The organism is Embleya sp. NPDC001921 (assembly GCF_053594475.1).
The window spans coordinates 1-20,594 of sequence record NZ_JBSFEO010000091.1 but is presented as its reverse complement, the minus strand read 5'-3'; the positions used below and the strand labels follow the sequence as shown (position 1 = coordinate 20,594).

Sequence of the window (20,594 nt, the reverse complement as noted above, 5' to 3'; positions counted from 1 at the left end):
GGGCCGGCGGATCTCCCGGCGGTGGCCGCCTACTTCTCCGGCATCGCGAGCGTCTTCGACACGGCGAACGTGGGCATCTACGGCGGCCGGCGCGCGATCGAGTGGGCGATGTCCTCGGGTGCGGCCCGCTGGTTCTGGCAGACGGGCGCCTGGTCGGCCGACTACCGGGTGCCCGACATTCACCTGTGGCAGCGGATCCCGACCACTCGCCTCGGGGCCTACGAGATCGACATCGACGACGCCCACCAGCCGGACTACGGCGCGTGGTTCGACCCTGGAGGAGATATGGCTTGGTGCCCGTTCGCCAAGAAGATGGAGCTACTGCCGGAGTCCAACTCACAGGCGGCGATCAAGCCGACGCAGTTCATCCTGCACTCGATCGCGGCGCCGTGGACGGTTCAGCGGATCTTTGAGTACTGGCGGGACTCGACCAACCTGGACAGCCACTTCGGGCTGGGCTTCGACGGTTCGCTCGGCCAGTACATCGGGACGCAGACCCGCGCCGACGCCAGCGCCCAGGCGAACGTCCGCGCGATCAGTCTGGAGTCGGCGTCGAATCTGCAGCACACGGATCCGTGGACGGATGCGCAGGTCGCGATGATCATCCGCCTGGGTGTGTGGCTGTGCCAGACCCACGGCATCCCCGCCCGCAAGCCGTCGTCGTGGGATGCGCCGGGGATCGGCTACCACCGGCTGTATCCGCAGTGGTCGACCGGCGGCACCGCATGCCCGGGTGACGCGCGCGTGCGGCAGTTCGACTCTCTGATCTTGCCCGGTATTCAGCGTGGCCTCGCGGGCGGGCCGATCCCCAGTACCCCTGTGCAAGGAGATGAGTTCGATATGGCCAGCGTCGATGACGTCGTGAACGCGGTCGTGAAGCGGCTGCGCCAAGACCCATACCCCGAGGCGACGTTCGAGTTGAACGGCCAGCCGTACACGCCGACCGGATTCGAGGTCGACCGGGAGATCTACATCTTCAAGCGGCAGGTGATGGACGCGATCGCCGAGGTCCGCGCCGCCCAGTCCACGCCGGTCCCGGTCCAGGTCGACGCAGCGGCTGTGGCTGCGGCGATCGCGGCCGACAAGACCCTCCTGTCGGCGATCGCCAAGGCGGTCGCGGACGAGGACCACAAGCGGACGGAGTCCTGACATGCAGATGGTCCTGGCGGTCGCCGAGACGGGCGACCCGGTACGTGTGCAGCTCTGGTCGCTGCTGGTCGGCGTGATCTTGCCGATCCTGGTGGGTCTGGCCACGAAGGTCACGACGAGTGCATCGACGAAGGCGGTCGCGCTCGCCTTCCTGTCGGCGGTCAGCGGCTTCGTGTCGGAGATGCTCGACTCGGGTGATTCGTTCCGGTGGTCCACCGCCCTGATCACGTGGGCGGCGACGTTCATCGTGGCGGTCGCCGTCCACTTTGGCTTGTGGAAACCGACGGGCGCGAGCGGGGCCGCGCAGAAGGTGGGCGTTCGGTGAGGCTCGCGGCGGCTCGTGCGCGGCAGCGTCTGGGCCGCCGCGGCGCGTTCCTCGCGATCTACGGGGCGGCCCAGGTGTTCTGGGGCGTCGGCTTCATCGTCCTGCCGCCCACACCCGCGGGCCTCGCCCTGCTGACGGACGCGCTCCCGCTGCACTGCTGGGCGTGGCTGTGGATCCTGGGCGGGGCGGCGGCGTTCGCGTCGGCGTGGTTGCGGGTCGGGCGCGACGCGGTCGGGTACGGGGCGGCGATGATCCCGCTCGGGATCTGGGCGTTCGCCTATCTGTGGGCGTCGATGTCCGGCGAGTACGCGCGCGGGGGTTGGGTGGCGGGCTGGTATCTGGGGCACATCGGCGTCGTGCTGTGGGCGTCGAGCGTGCCGGAGTATTCGGTGCCGCCGAGACGGCGAGACCCTGGGAGTGGTCGTGAGTGATATTTGGGGTCCGCTGGTCGGCGCGTCCGGCGTGATAGGTGTGATCGTTGCGGGGCTGTTCACGGCGAGGGCTACGCGTGCGGCCGCCGCGGCTACGGCGGAGGCGACTCGCGCGGCGGCTCATGCGGCGGCTGAGCCCGAGCAGCGCAAGGCGGACCTGGAGTCGTTTCGGGAGATACGGGACGACATGCAGGACAAGGTCGCGCAGATGCAGATGAAGAACGAGCGGATGGAAGCGAAGAACGAGCGGATGGAGGCGCGCCAGTCTCGGCTGGAGGCCTTGGTGCGGGCGTTCTCGCGGTCCGCGGACCGGTGGTGTGCGCAGATGCGCCGGGCGGGGATCGACCCGGAGCCGCCGGATCCTCTCGTGGAGGAGTACCACCGAACTGGAGTGTGATCGGCCCCGCTGTCGCCTTCGGGCGGCGGCGGGGGTTTCCTTGCGTCCGGGGCTCGCCTCCCGCCCGGATACGTCGTCTATCGCGGGGTCAAAGCGTCTGTGTATCGTCCGTCTATCGCGGTATTCGGTCTATTGCCGCTATCCGCTGCCGCTATCGAGTGACGTATCGACCCTCTAGTGACTCTCGCGCGAACCATGTGCAAGTATTGCGAACCCGTGAGCACGGCGGTTCCTGAACGTTCCTGCGGTTGGGGATGTCGGCTTCCGGGCAACGGTTAAACCTCAGTGCATGAGCCTGGTCGGCGACATGGGAGAGGGGGCAAGGGACATGGTCCCTCACCCCCTCAAGGGTGTTGCATCAGATGGTTGCAGCCATCTGCGTGTTTCAGGCGGTGGCTTCCGCCTCATCGGTGAGCGGGATGCGGTATGCGCATTCGCTCTCGTCGTCCAGGTTCATGCACGGCGGGAACGTCGTGGCGATCTCGAAGTGCTGGACGAGTCCGTACTGGTCCGCGTAGTGGCCCGTCTCCGGGACGCGCTGACCGGTCTTCCAGGTGCCCGCAGGCCCCAGAGGTTCATGCTTACGCATGTGGTTCCACCTTCCGGCTGATCTTCATTGGGGGTTACGTGACAGTCATCGACCTGGCTGGTCGGAGGGCCACGTCCCAGCCCGCTGGGGATCCGCCGGCGGTGTGCGCGTGTGGAGGGCAGTGGTTCGAGTTGCGCTCGAATCACCCGCGGGTGCCGGAGCACGGCGCGGTTTGCCTGCGCGCGAACGGGACCGTCTCGGGGTACGCAGGGACTCCGCATTGTGTTGCGTGCGGGGAGCCGTTCCACCCGTGACGGGGTGGGGCTGATCAAGGGCGACCGGCTACGTGAAGATCATCACGCCCGTCGGCGGTCCGTACGCGCAGATTCGCGTTACAGTGGTACCTGTCCAAGAGGGTGTCTCCTCTGGTCCTGACCCGGGGTGTTGGAGCACCGCCGGGTCGCGTTTTTCCGATCATCACGTAGAGTACACGCTACGTTGGTCAACGACTGTACCCCTAGGTGTTGTGTCCCAGGGACGAGTCGAGCACTAGATATGCGAAAAGCCCTCGTTGCCGAACGGCGACGGGGGCTTTCGTGCGTCGAGGCTGAGCCAATGTTAGCCACACCCCGCCGGTTATCCACAGCCCCGCGCGGGTGTATCGGTCACACCTGCTTCCCGGGTCACGCTGGTTGCCTCCGGCCACACGGCCTGACCTGGGAGGTTCCATGTGGGACATGCTTGCCGCACTGCTGTCTGCGGCCGGTTCGCTCGGTGCAGCCGCCCTCATGACGCTCCATGATCGACGGCCTGCCGTGCCCGGTACAGCGCGACAACAGCCGCCCGCGCCTCGGCCTGGACCCGCTCCCACTCCTCGACCCAGGCGGCGTGCTCGGCGTCCCACGCGGCCCGCTCGCCCTCGTCCTCGGGTGCCGGCTCATCGTTCCGCCGGCCGGTCCGGGCGTGGGCTTTGACCGCGGCGTCGGCCGCGTCCCAGCGTGCTTGGGCGGCGTCGAGCGTGGTGTCGTGCGAGTCGTGCATCCGTCCGACGCTACCTGCCGGGTCCGACACCGGGCTCGTGGGCGCGGCCGGCGTCCGGGTGGCTCAGCTGATCTGGACGATGGTGACGGTGACGCACCGGTCCTCGATGATGAACGTCGCGGTGCCCTCCACGCAGAAGGCGTACTCGCGCATATTGCTCGACCTGGTCGGTGAGCCGACTCGCCAGGGGTCGGAAGCAAGGCGCCGGGTCATGTCGTCGTAGGCGCTGTTCACGTGGGCCGGCTGCCCCTTGAGCCAGCGCTGGACGGTGTAGGTGGACTCGACGCTGTAGCTCACGGGTGGTCTCCCCACTGTGTGCGGTCGGCCGGGACGGTGTCGACGGGCAGGCCCGCGTTGATGCGCCGGATGGTCTCCTCGGTCTCGGGCCAGTCCGGGCTGCGGCGCATGCGGACCTCGGATTGCCAGGGGCCGAGCATGTCGGCGAGGGGCTGGAGGTCGCCGTTTGCGTTGGCTGCGGCGAGGGCGGCCTGGTATTCCTCTTCGAACTCGATGCGGAGGTCGTCGGGGAGTTCGGCGCGGATCTCGGCCGGGGTGGCGTGGTGGGTTCCGCCGAAGCCGATGGTGTGCTGGGGCCGGCGGGGGTCGGTGGTCTGCTCGTCCATGCGCCCAGCGTGGCATCGCGCCGCCCGTGATCGGTAGCCGGCGCACTCGCGCGGGTTACGCGACCCGGTGTGCGCCCTGCGGCTCCGGGGGCCGCCGCCACCGTGGTGGGTGGGGGATCCGGTTGCCCGGTTCCGGCCTGGCCCGGCAGCCGCAGGGTGCTCGAATGCTACGGCCGAAACCCGAGGAGGCATGTGCACGCCTTGGATATCCTCGGCGCGACCTCCCTCATAGCCTGGCCCGCATGATCAAGAGTGTCGTTTTCGACGTCGGCGAGACCCTCACCAGCGATGTCCGGTTCTGGGGGCGCTGGGCGAACTGGCTGGACGTCCCACCGCACACCATGTCCGCACTGGTGGGGGCGGTGACCGCGCTCGGCATGGACAACGCCGAGGCCCTGCGGCTCATCCGCCCGGGGCTAGACCTCGAGGCGGAGCGCGCCGCGAGCGAGGCTGCCGGGGTCGGCGAGATGCTCGACGAATCGGACTTGTACCCGGACGTGCGACCGGCCTTGTCCGCGCTGCGCGACGCCGGCGTGTGGGTCGGCGTGGCCGGCAACCAGACGCGTCGGGCCGGCGAACTGCTGCGCGGCCTGAAGCTGCCGGTGGACGACCTGGCGGTCTCCGAGGAGTGGGGCATCGCCAAGCCCGATCCGGCGTTCTTCGCCCGCGTGATCGAGTGGGCGCCGGGCGACCCGGACGAGATCCTGTACGTCGGCGACCACCCGGCGAACGACCATGTCCCGGCTCGGGCGGCCGGGTTGCGGACCGCGCTGGTGCGTCGTGGCCCCTGGGGCTACCTGTGGGCGGACGATGCCGAGGTGAACCGGGCGGACTGGACGGTCGATTCGCTGTCCGAACTCGTGGGTCTGATCGGGCGGTAGCTGCGCGAATCGTCATCCCGATTGCGCGGGCGCGGGTACCGTGCGTGTATGGCCACCCCTTCGCGCACGGGCCTGGGCGCCCGGGTCGCGTCCGCCCGCGGCGCCTGCCGGATGACACAGCTCGAACTCGCCAACGTCGCGGGACTATCGCTGAGCATGCTCCGCAAGATCGAGCAGGGCTCGCGGCAGCCGTCGGACGACGTACTCTCGGCCCTGGCCGACGCGCTCGGTATCGACGTCAATCGCCTGCTCGGGATCGGCGGGATGACGGACAGCCGGGTGCACGCCGCCCTGCCCGCGATGCGTGCGGCCATCGACGCCTACGACATACCGGAGGACGGGCCGGTCCGGTCGCTGCCCGAGCTGCGGCAGGCCGTGGACACTGCCGTCGAGCGGCGTCTCGCGTCGCAGTACATCCTCCTCGCGCAGACGCTGCCCGACTTGCTGACCGAGTTGGCGAGGGCCGTGTGCGTGCTGCCGGAGCCGGGGCGGAGCGAGGCGGCGGGTCTGCTGGCTGCCGCGTACCGGGCGGCGGATGCGGTGGCGTACAAGCACGGCCACTTCGACTTGTCCGGCCGCCTGGTCGAGTTGGTGCGGTGGGCGTCTGCCCGCGCCGACGACGACGTGCAGACTGCCGCCGCGGCCTACGTTCGCACGGAGTTGTTCTTCGTGTCCGGCAACCTCGCGCTTGGGCTCCGGGCGCTGGAGCGTGCTCTCGATGCGGCGCCGCCGCCGCGGAGCATCCCGGTGCGGGCGGCGCGGGTGGCGCTGCACATGCGGGCGTCCGTCGTCGCGGCGCGCATGCGCCAGCCGGACGTGGCCCGGGCGCACATGGCGGAGGCCCAGGCCCTGGTGGCGCCGATCCCGGAGGGCATCTATTGCGGCACGGCCGTGGGTCCGTCGTCGCTTCGGGTGCACAAGACGTCGGCTGCGATCGAGTTGGGCGACGGCGAGGCTGTGCTGGGTCTGGCGAGCGAGTGGAAGCCGGGCAAGGATCTCCCTGCCGAGCGTCGGTCGCACTTCTACATCGATCTTGCCCAGGCCCAACTCTGGCGCGGCCGGCGCGAGGACGCGTTCGGCTCGTTGCAGATCGCACGCAAGATCGCTCCGCAACATGTTCGCGAGCACCCGCAGGTGCGGGATGTCCTGGCCACGCTGGTGAGGCTGCAGCGGTCGTCGACGGACACGCTGCTCGGCTATGCGGAATGGGCACACGCGATCTGAGTGCCACAGGGTGACACACGTTGTGTCACTTAGGGGCTTCCCCGCAGGTCAGCATGGATGGCGTGCAGACCTGCCGGGCTTTCCGGCTCGGCGGGTGTCGTCATCCATTGCTGATCATGCGCTGGGGGCACCATGTCCGAGTCCGTGACCGTTCACGTCGGCCCGTCCGGCGATCGGCACCGTCCGATCCGAGCCGCGCTCTCGGACGGCAGGGTGATGGACATGACGAATGACGAACTCGTCGCCCTCCAGCACGAGATCCGCACCTTCCTGCTGTACCGGGTCCCACCTCGACCGGTCGGCCGGATCTCGAACTCGGGCGGCTGAGCCCCGCCCGACGCCGCCCGCGATCGATCCGCGGCGGCACCCCCGGCTGTTCGCCCTTCGCCCGGCGGACGGCCTGGCCCGGCGGCTGGTAGACCGCCGGGCCCTCGACTCCGGTCCTGCTGCCACCGGCGCGGTAGCGGGGCCGGCCCACTGTCGCCCGCCCTTCCGTTCGCCGGGCCCCACCACACCTCGCCCGGCCGGAGGAGATCGCGCCCAGCGCGCCGGCCGGGCGAGGCACCACCACACACTCAGGAGGACGAGGACACCGTGGCTGAACGACCGCTTCGCATGGGCGACCCCGTCGAGCATGTCCCGCCGCCCGGGGGTACGCGCCACCCCGACGGCCTGCTGGAGACCGAAGACCCGGGGGCGGCCGAGGTGTGGGTTTTCTCGGCGGTTGCGCCCGGGCACCTGGGCGGCCTCAGGTGGTCCGCACCGCGCGACGAGATCCAGCGGCGCACTTAGGCAAGCCCTACCTCCCACCGATCCGCCGGCAGCAGCAACTCCTCGACCGCAGCCACCCGTCCGCTGCGGGAGTACCGAACCACCCTCACGACCAGGAGCATCGCCCCGATGGTGACCCCGAGCATGCTGGCCTCGCCGGCGGCGGCAGCACGTCCGGACACGCCGCCGATCGTGTGGACGTCGGGCACTGGGCGAAGGCGGCCCGTGTACCTGACGAGGAGGTGGCTCGTCCGGCCGTCGGGGTCGAGCAACTCTGTGCGCTCGCGCTGGACTCGGGCCTTGTCGGTGAGGCCGAGTAGCGTCCGCACGATGGCCGGTGGCACGACACGGGAGAGTTGGCGTTCGCCGATGCCGTGGGGCCAGGGCGCGGCCGGGTCCGTCAGGGTCCTCACCGCTGGAGGATGCGCCACGGTGAGCCGCTGGCGCTGGGATCCCTCGATGAGTCCCTCCATACGGAGGACCCGCATGGCCTCGCGGGCGGCGCCGTCGCCGACGCCGTACAACGCCCGGATTTCGCTGCGTGTAGGGAAGCGCTCTCCGGGCCCGAGGACCCCACGTTCGATCAGATTCCGCAGGTGAGCCGCGACGCGCTGGTGGTCGTCCTCTGCGGCGGGCACGTCGCGAATCTTCGCCGGGTGGTGGATTCTTGGACGTCCAAGGGGTATTCATGATCTCCCGACCGCCCAGTTGCGGTCGGTGTTGAGCGGCGGGGTCGGGTGCGGAGCGGGGCCGAGATCCCCGTTCGTGAAGCTGCGTCCGACCTCGCCTCCGGTGGGCCCAGGAGTGGGACCGTAACCCGTTTGAGGGAAAGCGGAGGATGGACCTTCCATTTCATCGGATCACCGGATTGCATGTTGATCACCCACGGCCGAGCCTCTGCTACCCCCAGGTGCAGGGTTCGGCCGTGGGGCTGTCTGGGGCACGACTGGGGCACGAGATCAGGAAAACGAGACCACGCAGATCCACGATTCACCACGAACTTCCAAGAAAGTCCGCGAACTTCCACCCTCTCTCGCCTCGATCCACCATAGCCGCAGGTCAGAATGGGTCGACCGTGGATCAACGGCATCAAGGAACTCCAGGTGCACTACACGGGCAAGTAGCCCACCGGATCTCGGCAGGAGCGCCGGTCGAGGACCCGCGACCCGGCCGAACGTGACAGGCGCCGTCCGCTACGGGAGCAGCGGACGGCGCCTTCGCGGTTTCCGGGGCGGGACGTGGACACGGGAGAAGATCACGACTCGGTGAACGAGGCCCGAGCGGGTGGTCCGGGGGCATAGCCTCCGCCGCATCCGACCGTGGGGGGTCTCGTGAGCAGTCAGTCGTCGCAGCCGCGTCGACGTATCGGCAACCGTGTCATCGGGGCATGCGTCGCCATCGTCCTGGTGATCGGCGCCGCCGTGTTCGTGTCGACCCTGGTGCGGGGCAAGGAGGATGGCGACCCGGCGACACCGGCCGCCGGATCGGGGGCCGGCTCCGCCTCGGCCGGCGACAGTCGATCGCCCAGCGATGCCCGCTTCATCGCCGAACTGGGCCGGGCGGCACCGCAACTGGTGGGCGCCAAGGCCGACTTGAACGTATTGCTGAGCATGGCCAATGTGGCCTGCGGGTGGGTCGCGATGGGCAAGGAGCGCGACGAGATCGCGGGCCGCATCATGGGCGTCACCTTCACCCGGGAGGAGGGCGCCGCCATCACGAACGCGGCGATGACGGTGTACTGCCCGGCGGGAGCCCGCAAGTAGGGGCACAGGCGGCGGGACGCCACCGGGACGGCGGCCGGAGCGGTGTCCGCGACGCGGTCACCCACTCGGATGGCACGAACGCGGCAGGCCCGGCGGCCGGCGCACGGAGTGTGGGAGCGGCGTGCGAAGCTGACTGGTTCAAGATCGATGGACCGTGGCCAGGGGAGCGACGTGGGCGGCGTTGACGAGGGTGTGTACGTGGTGCGCAACGTGCGCAGTGGGCTGGTCCTCGAGGTCGAGGGCGGGCGTACGAACAGCGGGGCCAACGTGTGGCAGGGCGCCGAGGACGGCTCCACCGCGCAGCACTGGCGGATCACCGCCGTACATCCGGGCGGCGCGGTGTACCACCTGGAGCACGTGGTCAGCGGGAAGCGGCTGGACGTGACCGGTGCCTCCGAGGAGAACGGGGCCAACGTGCAGCTTTGGCGGGCGAACAACTTCGGCGCGCAGGAGTGGATCCTGGAGCAGCACGCGGACGCGCCGGGGCGGGTCACGCTGATCAACTACGTCAGCGGGCTGCTCCTCGAGGTGGCCGACGACAGCACCGAGCCCGGTGGCAACGTGCGCCAGTGGGAGGACACCGACCGCCCCTCGCAGTGGTGGGCGCTCGAAGCACGCTGAGCGCGCGGCCGGCCGCCCCGTACCGCCGCGCGCCGCCCCGGCGTCGCCGCGGCTACGCGGCGGCCACCACGTGGGTGCGCGCGAGCGCCGGGGCGGTCGTCCGCGGGCGGGCGCCGGGGCGGGCGAAGACGAACAGCCGCAGCACCACGAACCGGCCGATCCCGGCCAGGCCGGACGCGCCCAGGTAGACGCCCTGCTCGACCAGGACGCCCGCGCCCGGGGCCGCCGCGTGCAGCCCGAGCACCGCGGCGGTGGTGAACAGGTAGGCGACCAGCGCGCTGAGCGCCGACTGCCCGTGCGCGCGCAGTCCGGCGCGCCCGCCGCCGAAGGTGAACCGGCTGTGCAGCTCGGTGGCGGCCACCGTGGAGACCACGGTCACGAACGCGTTGGCGACCGCGATCGGCATCGTGTCGGAGAGCACGACCAGCGCGCCCGAGGAGGCGATCCCGGTGCCGCCGCCGAAGACCACGAACCGCGCGAACGCGGCGATCGAACCGGACTTCCCGGCCCTGCCGCCGGCTGCGTTGCTGCTGTTCCCCGTGGTCTTCATGTCCTTCAGCCTAGAAACGAATGAGGCCAGAGACGTTCCTGATTCACCAGGTGCGCGCGAGGTGCTCGGCAAAAACCTGTCGGCTTGCCGGAACCCCTCTCCCCTATGGCCTTCGGGCACCTCCGCCCGCTGATCCGGGACGGCTGTGACCCCTCCACCCTGGTGCAGGAGCGCCCTTCGACGCACCCGGTTTTCCGCCCGCCGCGTGTCCGCACCGAAGGGTTGGCGGCGACGCCGGGACCGCCGGGGCGGACCCCGCCCGGGGCCCGAACACGCGACGACCCCGGTCCGCCCGCGAGGCGGGTGGGGGCCGGGGTCGGTGCGGCGGTGCGGGGGCCTAGTTGGCCGAGGTGAAGACCAGGGCCGCGTTGTGGCCGCCGAAGCCGAAGGCGTTGGCGACGGCCACGTTCAGGGGACCCACCCGGGGTTCCTTGGCGACCACGTCGAGGTCGATGTCGGGATCCTGGGAGTCGAGGTTGATGGTGGCCGGGACGACCCCGTCGCGCAGCGACGCCACCGCGGCGACCGCGGCGATCGCGCCGGCCCCGCCGCACAGGTGGCCGAGCATCGACTTGATCGCGGTGACCGCCGCGTGCGTACCGATCGCCTCGGTGATCGAGGCGGCCTCCAGCGCGTCGCCGCCCGGCGTCGAGGTGGCGTGCGCCTGGATGTGGTCCACGTCCGCGCCGGTGACGCCCGCCTCGGCCATCGCCATCCGCAACGCCCGGACCTGGCCCGGCCCGTACCCGGCGGTGATGTGGTTGGCGTCCGAGGTGACCCCCGCGCCGGCCAGGTACGCGTGCACGAACGCGCCGCGTGCCGCCGCGAAGTCGGCCCGCTCCAGGACCACCAGCGCGGCGCCCTCGCTCATCACGAACCCGTTCCGCCCGGCGTCGAACGGACGCGACGCGGCGGTGGGGTCGCCCTCGTAGGTGGACAGCGCTCGGGCCTGCGCGAAGCCCGCGATCGGCAGCGCGCCTATCGTCGCCTCGGCGCCGCCGGCGACCACCACGTCGGCGCGACCGAGCCGGATCAGGTCCAGGCCGTACGCGATCGCCTCCGAGCCCGACGCGCACGCGCTGACCGGGGTGTACGCGCCCGCCCGGGCACCCAACTCCATGCTGACCTGCGCGGCCGGCCCGTTGGGCATCAACATCGGCACGGTGTGCGGGGACACCCGGCGCACGCCGGACGCGGCCAGCACGTCGTGCTGCGCGAGCATCGTCATCGCACCGCCCATGCCGGTGCCCACCACCACGGCGAACCGTTCCGGCTCGACCGTCGGCGCGCCCGCGTCCGCCCACGCCTCGCGTGCCGCCACGAGCGCGGCCTGCTGACATCGGTCCAGGCGCCGGGCGCGGACCCGGTCGAGCACCGTCTCGGGGCAGACCCGCATCCGTCCGGCGATCCGCACCGGCAGGTCGGCCGCCCACGGATCGGCCAGGGTGTCGATTCCCGACTCGCCCGCGAGGAGGGCCGCCCACGTGGACGGCACGTCCCCGCCCAAAGGCGTGGTCGCACCCATCCCGGTGACCACCACATCGGTCTTGCCGAGCGTCATAGAACGCACCCCAGCTCTGTCGAAGCATTGTGGAAACACGACACGGGTGACCCGCTCGCGCTCGCGTGCGGGTCACTTGATCCGCAACGCTGTCAGGGAAAGGCCGGTCCGGGGGTATCGACACCGATAAAGAGGACGTCCTATTACTTGTGGAGACCCGACAACCGACCGGTAACCGGCTCAGCCCCGCAAATACGCCAGAACAGCCAATACCCGCCGATGATCGTCGGCCGCCGGCGGCAGATTCAGCTTGGTCAGGATGCTCGCGATGTGCTTGGACACCGCCGCCTCGCTGACCACCAGGGCCCGGGCCACCGCCGCGTTGGAGCGCCCTTCGGCCATCAGCGCCAGCACCTCGCGCTCGCGCGGCGTCACCTTGGCGAGCGGATCGCGCCGCCGGGCCAACAGTTGGCGGATCACCTCGGGATCGACCACCATCCCGCCGTCGGCGACCCGCTCCAGGGCGGCCATGAATTCGGTCACATCGCCGATGCGATCCTTGAGCAGATAGCCCGTACCCACCCCGTCGCGAGCGTCCAGGAGCTCGTCGGCGAACGTTTGTTCGACATATTGGCTCAGCACCAGCACCGCCAGGTCCGGCCGCACCCGCTGGAGCTCGCGGATCGCCCGCAGGCCCTCGTCGGTGAAGTCCGGGGGCATCCGGACATCGGCGATCACCACGTCCGGGGCGTGCGCGCGCACCGCCGCCACCAGCGAGGGGCCATCGCCCACCGCCGCCGGCACCTCGTGCCCGAACCGCTCCAACAGGCCCACCAGGCCCTCGCGCAGCAACACCGCGTCCTCCGCGATCACCACTCGCAAACGCCGCACGGTATCTCCACTCGCACCAGGGTCGGCCCGCCGATCGGACTCGACAACAACATCCGACCATCCACCGCCGCGACCCGGTCGGCCAGCCCCGTCAGGCCCGAACCCGCGGCCGGGTCCGCACCGCCGCGCCCGTCGTCCGCGACCTCCAGGACCAGCACCTGGTCCTGGATCCGCCCGTCCACCCGGCAGCGCTCGGCGCCGCTGTGCCGGGCCGCGTTCGCGAGCGCCTCGCACACCGCGAAGTACGCGGCCACCTCCACCGAGGCGGGCAGCCGAGACACCTGTACGTCGGTGTCCACCGGCATCGGCGACCGCCCCGCCACATCGCGAATCGCGGCGGGCAACCCGCGCTCGGTCAGCACCTGCGGATGCACTCCCCGGATCAACTCGCGCAACTCCGCCAGCGCCTCGCGGGCCATGGTGTGCGCCTCGGCCACCTCCCGGGCCGCCCGCGAGTCGGGCGGCAGGTCCAACGCGGCCAGCCCGAGCTTCATCGTCAACGCCACCAGGCGCTGCTGCGCGCCGTCGTGCAGGTCCCGCTCGATCCGCCGCTGCTCGGCCTCGAACGCGTCCACCAGGCGGGCCCGGGAGCGGCGTACCTCGGTCAACTCGGCGTCCCGCGAGCCCAGTACCGCGATCGCGACCGCCGAGCGCGCCCCCGCCCACGCCGCGATCGGATACGCCGCGACCGGCAGCAGCACCAGCCCCGCGAGCACCCCGCCCACCGACGCCCAGGGCGTCGCGGAGGGTTGCCACGGCGCGCTGAGCAGCACACCGGGAATCCCCACCGCGACGAACAACACCGCCAGATCCACCCAGCCCAGGGTGAGCACCGACACCGCCCCCCACCCCAGCTCGCGCCACCCGGCCGGCTCCCGCAACGAGGACCGGGCCGGCCGCGCGTCCGGCGCCACCAGGCGCAACCGGCGCCGTTCGAACGGCCCCGCCAGCGCGACCAGCACCGTGAGCACCAGACCCGCGCAGACCACCGCCGCGACCGGCCCGACCCGGTCCCAGGACGCGGCGATCCCACCCGCCGCGACGCCGCCCGCGACCCCGGGCACCCCGCCCGCCAGCAGGTACCCGATCGAACGCCACGGCCAGGCCGAGGACAGGAAACCCACCGGGCGCGCGGTCAGCGCCTCCAACACATTGCGAGGAATCACCGCTCGACCGTAGCCGGCGCCCGGGCCGCTGTCGGTAGTGCCAGGTGGAGTGTTCGAACCAGTGCCGGCACCAATGCGCCGACCCCCACCCGGCGCCTTGACTCGACGTCGTGACGAACCGACCCGGCGCCGTGCCGCGCCACTTCGCAGACCCCGCCGCACAGCCCGCCGCACACCCGGCCGGCGCGGTGTCGGGTGATCGCCCCGATCCCGCCGACCGCCCGTCCGCCGACCGCCCGTCCGCCGACCGCCCTTCCATCGAACGCCCGTCCGCGGCGCGCGCGGACGCCGTCGTGGTGCGGCTTCGCGACGTCACCCGGGTGTTCCACACCGGCGGCCACCCGGTCACCGCGCTCGACGGGATCGACCTGGACGTCGCCGCGGGCACGATGACCGCCGTGATGGGTGCCTCCGGCTCCGGCAAGTCCACCCTGCTGCACTGCGCCTCGGGCCTGGACCGGCCCACCTCCGGCCTGGTCACCATCGCCGGCACGATCACCCGCGACCTGGACGAGCGCGCGCTGGCCCACCTGCGCCGCGAGCACATCGGCTTCGTCTTCCAGGCGCTGAACCTGGTCTCCGCGCTCACCGCGGAGCAGAACGTCGCGCTCCCGCTGCGACTGGCCGGACGCCGGGCCGACCCGGACGCGGTGGCCGGCGCACTGGCCGCCGTGGGGCTGGCCGATCGGGCCCGACACCGGCCCGACCGACTCTCCGGCGGTCAACAACAGCGCGTGGCGATCGCCCGCGCCCTGATCACCAGGCCCGCCGTCCTGTTCGCCGACGAACCCACCGGGGCGCTGGACAGCACCGCGTCGCGCACCGTGCTGGGCCTGCTGCGCTCGCTGGTCGACGAACACGGCCACAGCGTGGTCATGGTCACCCACGACCCGGCCGCAGCGTCCTGGGCGGACCGGGTGGTGCTCCTCGCCGACGGTCGTGTGGTCGACGAACTCGCGCACCGCACCGACCCGGAGACGATCGCCGCCCGCGCGGCCGCGGCGGAGGTGCGGGCGTGAACACCCTGGCGACACTGCGCGAACGCGGCACCGCGCTCCTGGGCTCGCTGCTCGCACTGGTCCTGGGCACCGCGATCCTCACCGCGAGCGCGCTGATCCAACTCACCGGCGGCACACCCGTGCCCGCGCGCTACGCCGGCACACCGGTGCTCCTGCACAGCGCGCACGGCGCGGACCGCGACGGCGAGTTCGCCGAACCGGTGCCCTGGTCACCCGAGCGCAGCGGGCAACTCGTGCGCGAACTGGCCGCGATCCCGGGAGTGCGGGAGGTGGTCGCGGACCGACCCTTCTACGCGCAGGCCGTGTCGGGCGGCCGACCGGTGGGCGGGCGGGACCGGGACGAGCGCATGGGCCGGGGGTGGTCGAGCACGACGCTCGCACCGGCTCCGCTGGTCGCCGGACACGCCCCGCGCCGCGCCGACGAGATCGCCGTGGACGCCGAACTGGGGCCGCGCCCGGGCGAGTCGATCACGGTGCTGACCGCGAGCGGGCCCGCCGCGTACACCGTCAGCGGCACGGTGCGCGGGACCGGCTACTACGTCACCGACGAGCGGGCCCGGGCGCTGGCCCCCGGTGTGCGGGTGCTGGGCGTGCACCTGACCGACGGCGCGGACCCGCGGGCGGTGGCCGCCGCGGCGCGGGCCCTGGCACCCACCGACGCGCGCGTGCTCACCGGTGCGGACCGGCGCGACCTGGCGCCGGCCTCGGCCCGCCGCACGTCGTGGATCGGCGCCCAGGTGATCCTCACGATGGCCGGGCTCGCGGGCTTCGTCACGATCCTGGTGGTCGCGGGCACGTTCGCCTTCGGCGTGAACACGCGGCGCCGCGAACTCGCCCTGCTGCGGGTCGTCGGCGCCGACCCCGGACAGGTGCGACGCGCGCTGTACGCCGAAGCGCTCCTGCTCGGCGCGCTCGGTTCGGCCGCCGGCGTGCTGATCGGCGTGCTCGGCGCACCCGCCGCGACCGGTGTGCTGGTGGACACCGGCTTCGAACCAGCCGGGTTCACGATCCGGGTCCGGGCCTGGATCCCGGCCGCGGCGTTCGTGGTGGGAGTGGGCACGGCGCTGGTCGCCGTGTGGTCCGCGTCCCGGCGGGCCGCGCGGATCGATCCGCTGGAGGCGCTGCGCGAGGCGGTCGTGGACGAACGGCCGATCGGCGGGGTCCGCCGGATCGCGGGCGTCGCGAGCGTGGCCCTGGGCGGCGGGTGCGCGCTCGCGAGCGCGTTCGCGGCGCCGACCGAGATGATCACCTGGGCCCTGGCCACCGCGGTCGCCTCGATCAGCGGCGCGACCCTGCTCGCCCCCGTGTTCGTGGCTCCACTGGCCCGCGCGCTCACCCGCCCGTTCGCCCGCCGAGGGGGCGCGGGCGCACTGCTGGTGCGGGAGAGCGCCTGCGCCGCCGTGGGCCGCACCGCCTCCACCGTCGCGCCGGTGCTGGCCACGATCGCCTTCGTGGTGCTGATCACCGGCAACACCCGTACCGGCGCCGAGGCGTTCGCCGACCACGCGAGCGCGACGACCCGGGCGAGCGGCGCGGTGGTCGCGAGCGGAACGCCGGGTCTGTCCGACGCCGCGGTGGCCGATGTGCCCGGCAGCGCACTGCTCGCGAGCACCGTGTACGCGGGGCCGGCCCGGCTCGCCGTCGACGCGGCCGGCATCGACCCGGACGCCTTCGTCCGCACCCACGACCGGTTCGGCCTCGTCCGGGGCACACTCGCCGACCTGGTCGGCCCCGACACCGTCGCGGTGACCGCCTCGACGCTGGCGGCATTGGGCCAACCTCCGTCTCAGGAAGCGGAGTTCACCTTCGCAGACGGGCGTACGCGGGTATTGCGGATCGTCGCGGTGCTCGACGACCGCGCGGATTCGCACGGCGTACTCCTCGCCCGGGGCACGCTGCGCGCGCACGACCCGGACGCGCTGACCGAGGTGGTCCACCGCACCGACGGGCCGGCGATCGTACGCGGCGACCGTGCGGCGACCGCGCTGGGCGTCCGGGAGATCGGCGTCGCCGCGTACGCGCGGCGGGCCGACGCCGAAGAGGACCGACTGATCGACGTGTTCACCCTGCTGCTGGTGGCGACGACCGCCGGCTACACCGCCTTGGCCGTCGGCAACACGCTGCTCATGGCCGGCGCCGGCCGGGTCGCCGACTTCCGGGTCCTGCGGCTGTCCGGGGCGACCCGCCGCCAGGTGTTGTGGGTGGTCGCCGGCGAGACCACGTTCGTGGTCGTGCTGGGCGTGCTGCTCGGCGGCCTGGTCGCGGTGCCGTCGCTGCTCGGGATCCGGGCGGGACTGGCGGGCGCGCTGGGTACGCCGGTGCGCCTGGTGGTGCCGTGGGCGCCGGTGACCTGCGCGATCGTGACCTGCCTGGCGATCGCGCTCGCGGCGAGTGTGCTGCCGGCCCGACGGGCGATGCGCGGGGTGGCGCCGTGAGGGTGGGCCGGGCCGAGCCGTCGCGGTGACGTTCGGCGCGTTGCCGGGGGGCATTATCACCGACTTCGGTGCGGTTGGCCCGAGTTTGCCGAAGATCACGGAAAATCCGGCGAACCGTCGTGACCATGGGCATTCGCGACTTCGTCCCCCGACCTCGACTTAGGGAGACCGCCATGGCCTGGTACCCCGGAGCCGCCAAGCGCGAGCTGCAGCCGGAATCCGACGCGCAACCCGCCATCCGTCCAACCCAGTTCATCCTGCACTCGATCGCCGCGCCGTGGTCGGGACAGCGCATGTACGAGTACTGGCGCGACTCCACCAACCTCGAATCCCACTTCGGCTGCGCCTACGACGGCGGCCTGTGGCAGTACATCGGCACCGAGACCCGCGCGGACGCCAACGCGTCGGCGAACCGCCGATCCGACGGCACCGGCGCGGTCAGCGTGGAGACCGCGTCGAATCTGGAACACACCGACCCCTGGACCGACGCCCAGATCGACAGCCTGATCCGGCTGGGCGTGTGGCTGCACGAGCGGCACGACCTGCCGCTGCGGATCTGCCGCGCCTGGGACGACCCGGGCTACGGGTATCACCGGCTGTTCGCCAAGTGGTCGATCAGCGGCACCGCGTGCCCCGGTGACGCGCGTGTGCGGCAGTTCCACGACCGGGTCTTCCCCGGCATCGTGGCCGGCACGGGCGGAACCCCCGTCCCCGACATCCCCGCCCCGCGACCGGCCGTCGACCTGGCCGAACTGGTCGCCGCCGCGCGGTCCGACCCGAGCCGCGAGGGCACCCCGGTCACCTACGTGGGCACCCGGATGGTCGAGAACGCCCTGGTCGCGGAGGGGCTGCTCGCGCGGAACCTGGCCGACGGGCACTACGGGACGGCGACCCTGCGGGCCTACGCGGAGTGGCAGCGCCGGCTCGGCTACAACGGGTCGGACGCGGACGGGATCCCGGGGCGGCGATCACTGACGCGGCTGGGGGCGAAATACGGCTTCACGGTCGCCTGAGGTACCCGCCGGGCACGGGTGCCGCGGGGCACCCGGCGCCCGGGTGTCCGGATCCGGGCCTCACCCGTCCCGATCGGTGGCCACCAGCAGGCCGGTGACGATCGCCATCAGTGACCAGACCAGCCACATCCAGGCGACCGCGTCGTAGAGCGCGCTGTACAAACCCAGGATGGTCAGCAGCACGAGTGTGCAGACCACCATGCCCCGACTTTGTGGACCGTACGTACGGATCATCGTCGCCTCCACCCTCGGAGCCCGGGAACGAACCGGTGCTTGGCACCGTAGCGCAGCAGGTCACGGCACGGACAGAGAACGGCCGCCGGCAACCGCGCGTCGCGTCGGATCGGCGCGCGGCGGCCGGCCGCACTACAACACCAGCAGGTCGAAGAGCCGGTCCAGGTCCGCCGCCGGATTCGCGGTCAGGCCGCCGTGTACCGGACCCGGCTGGACGATCGTGCTGCGCGGGGCGGTCAGCCAGCGGAACCGCCGACCCACCGGCTCGGCCCCCGGCGCGCCGGCCGCCTCACTGCCCGCGCAGACCAGCTCCCACGCGGCGAGCACCGCGCGCGCCTGGGTCACGTCGGCGTCCGGGTCCAGGGCGCACAACCTGGACTGCTCCACATGGGTGCGCGCGCCCAGGAAGCCGAACGCCTGGCTGTACAGCGCGACCCCGACGTTCAGGCACTCCCCGCGCTCCACGCGCGGCACCAGGCGGATGATCGAGTACTCGAAGAACTCCCGCTGCGCGATCATCGTCATCACTTGAGCCAATCCGGGCGGTTCGACGACTGCGCCGCGCCCTGTCGCGCGATCACGTCCGGCGCGATCTCCGGCAGCCACGCGCGCGGCCCGGCGGCCCGGGCGAGCAGGTGCGCGATGTACGCCTCACGCAGCGCGTCGGGGCTGTCCAGGCCCAGCGCGCGCTCGGCGTCACCGGGATCCAGCCACTCGTCCGGGACCAGGGCCAACACCTCGGTGAGCAGCTCGCGGGTGATCCGAGGGGCCAGTTCGGCGTCCACCTTGACCAGGCCCGGACCGCCGAGGGCGGCCAACACGTGGTCGGCGGCGTCGAACGGACGCGTCGCGGCGGCCTTGGCGGCCTGCCACGCGTGGTGGAACCACAACGCGGCGCCGTGGTCGATCAGCCACAACCGGCCGTGCCACACGAGCAGGTTCGGATTGCGCCAGGAACGGTCCACGTTCGAGGTCAGCGCGTCCAGCCACAACACACGCGCGGCCAGCTCGGCGTCCGGCTCCCAGGTGGCCGGGGTGAAGTCGGCCGAGCCCGGCAGGAAGTCCATCCCCAGGTTCAGCCCGGCACTCGCCTGGACCAGCTCCTGGACCTCCTGGTCCGGCTCGCCGCGCACGATCACCGGGTCCACCTCGACCCGCACCAGGGCCGGCACCGGCAGCCCGAGCCGCCGGGCGAGCTCGCCCACCACGACCTCGGCGACCAGCACCTTGACGCCCTGTCCGGCGCTACGGAACTTCACGACATAGGTGCCCAGATCGTCGGCCTCGACGAGGCCGGGCAGCGAGCCGCCCTCACGCATCGGCGTGACGTAACGAATGGCATGGACCAGGGGAAGCATTCCCGAACAATGCCACGCGCCGCCCGGCAAAAAACACGGGCCCTGTCGGGCGGCTTCGTCGCCGGCTCGCGAGGCACCCTTTGTTGGGCGACTTCGTCGCCGGCTCGCGAGGCACCACTTTTTCTTTCCCCCGCAAGCTCCTCCAAGAAAAAGCGGCCCCTCGCTCGGGGCTTCGTGTCCCTCCGCTTCGCTCCGGGCCACAAAGCCCGAACCCGCGGCTCCGCCGCTCTCCGCGCTTCGCGCGTCGATCGCTCGGGCGGGCGCAGGTCGGGGGCGCTGACGCGCCGGGGCGTATCGGGACGTGACCGCGCCGGTCGTGGCGTGGGCCCGAGGCAGCTCTGGCGGACCGGGCCATCGGTCGGGTCGGCGGGTCCCGGTCGCTCAGCCGACCGACACCGCCTGGTCGACTCTGGCCTCGGAGCGGGAAGCCACTCGTGCGCCCCCGCGCCCCACCCCGGCGCGTCAGCGCCCCCGACCCACCCCCACCCGAGCGATCGACGCGCGAAGCGTGGAGAGCGGCGGAGCCGCAGACCTTTGACTTCGTGGCCCGGAGCGAAGCGGAGGGACACGAAGTCACGAGCGAGGCGCCGCCTTTTTTCTCGGAGGAGCGAAGCGGGGGAGAGAAAAAAGGCGGCGCCTCGCGATCCGGGACGTCCCATGCCGGTAAGATCG

24 protein-coding genes are annotated in these 20,594 nt (G+C 72.0%); 12 read left to right on the top strand and 12 right to left on the bottom strand.

Features of this window, described 5'->3' with window-relative positions; all coding sequences use genetic code 11:
- From ACWCPW_RS49915 to ACWCPW_RS49900, 4 genes are all read left to right on the top strand, one after another.
- Positions 1–1,149, top strand: a 1,149-nt coding sequence (locus tag ACWCPW_RS49915; RefSeq protein ID WP_449768315.1) for an N-acetylmuramoyl-L-alanine amidase, incomplete at its 5' end; no start/stop codon positions are given.
- A 7-nt stretch (positions 1,150–1,156) separates the two neighbouring features.
- Positions 1,157–1,474, top strand: a complete 318-nt coding sequence (locus tag ACWCPW_RS49910; RefSeq protein ID WP_449768314.1) for a hypothetical protein — start codon at positions 1,157–1,159, stop codon at positions 1,472–1,474.
- Positions 1,471–1,905, top strand: coding sequence for a hypothetical protein (locus ACWCPW_RS49905; RefSeq protein WP_449768313.1), 435 nt, complete (start codon positions 1,471–1,473; stop codon positions 1,903–1,905). The genes ACWCPW_RS49910 and ACWCPW_RS49905 overlap by 4 nt, the downstream gene beginning before the upstream one ends.
- Positions 1,898–2,302 carry a hypothetical protein gene (locus ACWCPW_RS49900; RefSeq protein ID WP_449768312.1) on the top strand — a complete coding sequence of 135 codons (405 nt, stop codon included), beginning with the start codon at positions 1,898–1,900 and terminating at the stop codon, positions 2,300–2,302. Before ACWCPW_RS49905 ends, ACWCPW_RS49900 begins: the two co-directional genes overlap by 8 nt.
- Before the next feature lie 385 nt (positions 2,303–2,687).
- Here the strand turns inward: ACWCPW_RS49900 and ACWCPW_RS49895 are convergent, their stop codons facing one another.
- The 4 genes from ACWCPW_RS49895 to ACWCPW_RS49880 all read right to left on the bottom strand — a co-directional run bounded on the left by ACWCPW_RS49895 (position 2,688) and on the right by ACWCPW_RS49880 (position 4,495).
- Positions 2,688–2,891: a hypothetical protein gene (locus tag ACWCPW_RS49895; protein WP_449768311.1), complete on the bottom strand. Its 204-nt coding sequence runs from the start codon at positions 2,889–2,891 to the stop codon at positions 2,688–2,690.
- Positions 2,892–3,617: 726 nt separating this feature from the next.
- A complete protein-coding gene (locus ACWCPW_RS49890) occupies positions 3,618–3,872 on the bottom strand; it encodes a hypothetical protein (protein WP_449768310.1) in 255 nt (84 codons plus the stop codon).
- A gap of 63 nt (positions 3,873–3,935) precedes the next feature.
- Positions 3,936–4,169, bottom strand: coding sequence for a hypothetical protein (locus ACWCPW_RS49885; protein ID WP_449768309.1), 234 nt, complete (start codon positions 4,167–4,169; stop codon positions 3,936–3,938).
- The gene (locus tag ACWCPW_RS49880) at positions 4,166–4,495 is read right to left on the bottom strand and encodes a DUF6247 family protein (RefSeq protein WP_449768308.1); all 330 of its coding nucleotides are present in this window, start codon (positions 4,493–4,495) and stop codon (positions 4,166–4,168) included. The genes ACWCPW_RS49885 and ACWCPW_RS49880 overlap by 4 nt, the downstream gene beginning before the upstream one ends.
- Positions 4,496–4,737: 242 nt before the next feature.
- Between ACWCPW_RS49880 and ACWCPW_RS49875 the strand changes: the two genes are divergently transcribed.
- The 3 genes from ACWCPW_RS49875 (at position 4,738) to ACWCPW_RS49865 (ending at position 7,392) form a co-directional block, all read left to right on the top strand.
- Positions 4,738–5,376, top strand: coding sequence for an HAD family hydrolase (locus tag ACWCPW_RS49875; RefSeq protein WP_449768307.1), 639 nt, complete (start codon positions 4,738–4,740; stop codon positions 5,374–5,376).
- Between the two features lie 48 nt (positions 5,377–5,424).
- The gene (locus tag ACWCPW_RS49870) at positions 5,425–6,600 is read left to right on the top strand and encodes a helix-turn-helix domain-containing protein (protein WP_449768306.1); all 1,176 of its coding nucleotides are present in this window, start codon (positions 5,425–5,427) and stop codon (positions 6,598–6,600) included.
- 594 nt (positions 6,601–7,194) lie between these two features.
- A complete protein-coding gene (locus ACWCPW_RS49865) occupies positions 7,195–7,392 on the top strand; it encodes a hypothetical protein (RefSeq protein WP_449768305.1) in 198 nt (65 codons plus the stop codon).
- Here ACWCPW_RS49865 and ACWCPW_RS49860 read toward each other — a convergent pair.
- Positions 7,389–8,009, bottom strand: a complete 621-nt coding sequence (locus ACWCPW_RS49860) for a GntR family transcriptional regulator (protein ID WP_449768304.1) — start codon at positions 8,007–8,009, stop codon at positions 7,389–7,391. The genes ACWCPW_RS49865 and ACWCPW_RS49860 overlap by 4 nt on opposite strands.
- A 693-nt stretch (positions 8,010–8,702) precedes the next feature.
- Here ACWCPW_RS49860 and ACWCPW_RS49855 point away from each other — a divergent pair.
- Positions 8,703–9,134 (top strand): DUF732 domain-containing protein, encoded by a 432-nt coding sequence (locus ACWCPW_RS49855; protein ID WP_449768303.1) that lies wholly within the window; start codon positions 8,703–8,705, stop codon positions 9,132–9,134.
- 171 nt (positions 9,135–9,305) lie between these two features.
- On the top strand, positions 9,306–9,755 hold the full coding sequence (locus tag ACWCPW_RS49850; protein WP_449768302.1) for an RICIN domain-containing protein: 450 nt from the start codon (positions 9,306–9,308) through the stop codon (positions 9,753–9,755).
- Between the two features lie 52 nt (positions 9,756–9,807).
- Here ACWCPW_RS49850 and ACWCPW_RS49845 read toward each other — a convergent pair whose 3' ends face one another.
- The 4 genes from ACWCPW_RS49845 to ACWCPW_RS49830 form a co-directional block, all read right to left on the bottom strand.
- A complete protein-coding gene (locus ACWCPW_RS49845; protein WP_449768301.1) occupies positions 9,808–10,305 on the bottom strand; it encodes a hypothetical protein in 498 nt (165 codons plus the stop codon).
- A 337-nt stretch (positions 10,306–10,642) separates the two neighbouring features.
- Positions 10,643–11,866: a beta-ketoacyl-[acyl-carrier-protein] synthase family protein gene (locus ACWCPW_RS49840; RefSeq protein ID WP_449768300.1), complete on the bottom strand. Its 1,224-nt coding sequence runs from the start codon at positions 11,864–11,866 to the stop codon at positions 10,643–10,645.
- A gap of 180 nt (positions 11,867–12,046) precedes the next feature.
- Positions 12,047–12,679, bottom strand: coding sequence for a response regulator (locus ACWCPW_RS49835; RefSeq protein ID WP_395865903.1), 633 nt, complete (start codon positions 12,677–12,679; stop codon positions 12,047–12,049).
- Complete coding sequence (locus ACWCPW_RS49830) at positions 12,676–13,863, bottom strand: histidine kinase (protein WP_449768299.1); 1,188 nt, start codon at positions 13,861–13,863, stop codon at positions 12,676–12,678. The genes ACWCPW_RS49835 and ACWCPW_RS49830 overlap by 4 nt, the downstream gene beginning before the upstream one ends.
- Before the next feature lie 257 nt (positions 13,864–14,120).
- On the opposite strand from ACWCPW_RS49830, the gene ACWCPW_RS49825 reads away from it, so the two are divergent.
- From ACWCPW_RS49825 to ACWCPW_RS49815, 3 genes are all read left to right on the top strand, one after another.
- On the top strand, positions 14,121–14,882 hold the full coding sequence (locus ACWCPW_RS49825; RefSeq protein ID WP_449768316.1) for an ABC transporter ATP-binding protein: 762 nt from the start codon (positions 14,121–14,123) through the stop codon (positions 14,880–14,882).
- The gene (locus tag ACWCPW_RS49820) at positions 14,879–17,317 is read left to right on the top strand and encodes an FtsX-like permease family protein (protein ID WP_449768298.1); all 2,439 of its coding nucleotides are present in this window, start codon (positions 14,879–14,881) and stop codon (positions 17,315–17,317) included. The genes ACWCPW_RS49825 and ACWCPW_RS49820 overlap by 4 nt, the downstream gene beginning before the upstream one ends.
- Positions 17,318–17,490: 173 nt before the next feature.
- Entirely contained in the window at positions 17,491–18,330 is an 840-nt protein-coding gene (locus tag ACWCPW_RS49815; protein WP_449768297.1) for an N-acetylmuramoyl-L-alanine amidase, read from the top strand.
- A 60-nt stretch (positions 18,331–18,390) separates the two neighbouring features.
- On the opposite strand, the gene ACWCPW_RS49810 is transcribed toward ACWCPW_RS49815, so the two are convergent.
- The 3 genes from ACWCPW_RS49810 to ACWCPW_RS49800 form a co-directional block, all read right to left on the bottom strand.
- Entirely contained in the window at positions 18,391–18,564 is a 174-nt protein-coding gene (locus ACWCPW_RS49810) for a hypothetical protein (RefSeq protein WP_449768296.1), read from the bottom strand.
- A gap of 132 nt (positions 18,565–18,696) precedes the next feature.
- Positions 18,697–19,089 (bottom strand): DUF3037 domain-containing protein, encoded by a 393-nt coding sequence (locus ACWCPW_RS49805; protein WP_391585934.1) that lies wholly within the window; start codon positions 19,087–19,089, stop codon positions 18,697–18,699.
- Entirely contained in the window at positions 19,089–19,922 is an 834-nt protein-coding gene (locus tag ACWCPW_RS49800) for a HipA family kinase (protein WP_449768295.1), read from the bottom strand. The genes ACWCPW_RS49805 and ACWCPW_RS49800 overlap by 1 nt, the downstream gene beginning before the upstream one ends.
- Between the last annotated feature and the right edge of the window lie 672 nt (positions 19,923–20,594).

Bases quoted from the DNA above. Each gene is read 5' to 3' on its own strand.
- ACWCPW_RS49815 (WP_449768297.1), top strand. From the start codon at position 17,491: ATGGCCTGGTACCCCGGAGCCGCCAAGCGCGAGCTGCAGCCGGAATCC.
- ACWCPW_RS49895 (WP_449768311.1), bottom strand. From the start codon at position 2,891: ATGCGTAAGCATGAACCTCTGGGGCCTGCGGGCACCTGGAAGACCGGT.
- ACWCPW_RS49880 (WP_449768308.1), bottom strand. From the start codon at position 4,495: ATGGACGAGCAGACCACCGACCCCCGCCGGCCCCAGCACACCATCGGC.
- ACWCPW_RS49800 (WP_449768295.1), bottom strand. From the start codon at position 19,922: ATGCTTCCCCTGGTCCATGCCATTCGTTACGTCACGCCGATGCGTGAG.
- ACWCPW_RS49845 (WP_449768301.1), bottom strand. From the start codon at position 10,305: ATGAAGACCACGGGGAACAGCAGCAACGCAGCCGGCGGCAGGGCCGGG.
- ACWCPW_RS49840 (WP_449768300.1), bottom strand. From the start codon at position 11,866: ATGACGCTCGGCAAGACCGATGTGGTGGTCACCGGGATGGGTGCGACC.
- ACWCPW_RS49890 (WP_449768310.1), bottom strand. From the start codon at position 3,872: ATGCACGACTCGCACGACACCACGCTCGACGCCGCCCAAGCACGCTGG.
- ACWCPW_RS49875 (WP_449768307.1), top strand. From the start codon at position 4,738: ATGATCAAGAGTGTCGTTTTCGACGTCGGCGAGACCCTCACCAGCGAT.
- ACWCPW_RS49910 (WP_449768314.1), top strand. From the start codon at position 1,157: ATGGTCCTGGCGGTCGCCGAGACGGGCGACCCGGTACGTGTGCAGCTC.
- ACWCPW_RS49805 (WP_391585934.1), bottom strand. From the start codon at position 19,089: ATGACGATGATCGCGCAGCGGGAGTTCTTCGAGTACTCGATCATCCGC.
- ACWCPW_RS49870 (WP_449768306.1), top strand. From the start codon at position 5,425: ATGGCCACCCCTTCGCGCACGGGCCTGGGCGCCCGGGTCGCGTCCGCC.
- ACWCPW_RS49810 (WP_449768296.1), bottom strand. From the start codon at position 18,564: ATGATCCGTACGTACGGTCCACAAAGTCGGGGCATGGTGGTCTGCACA.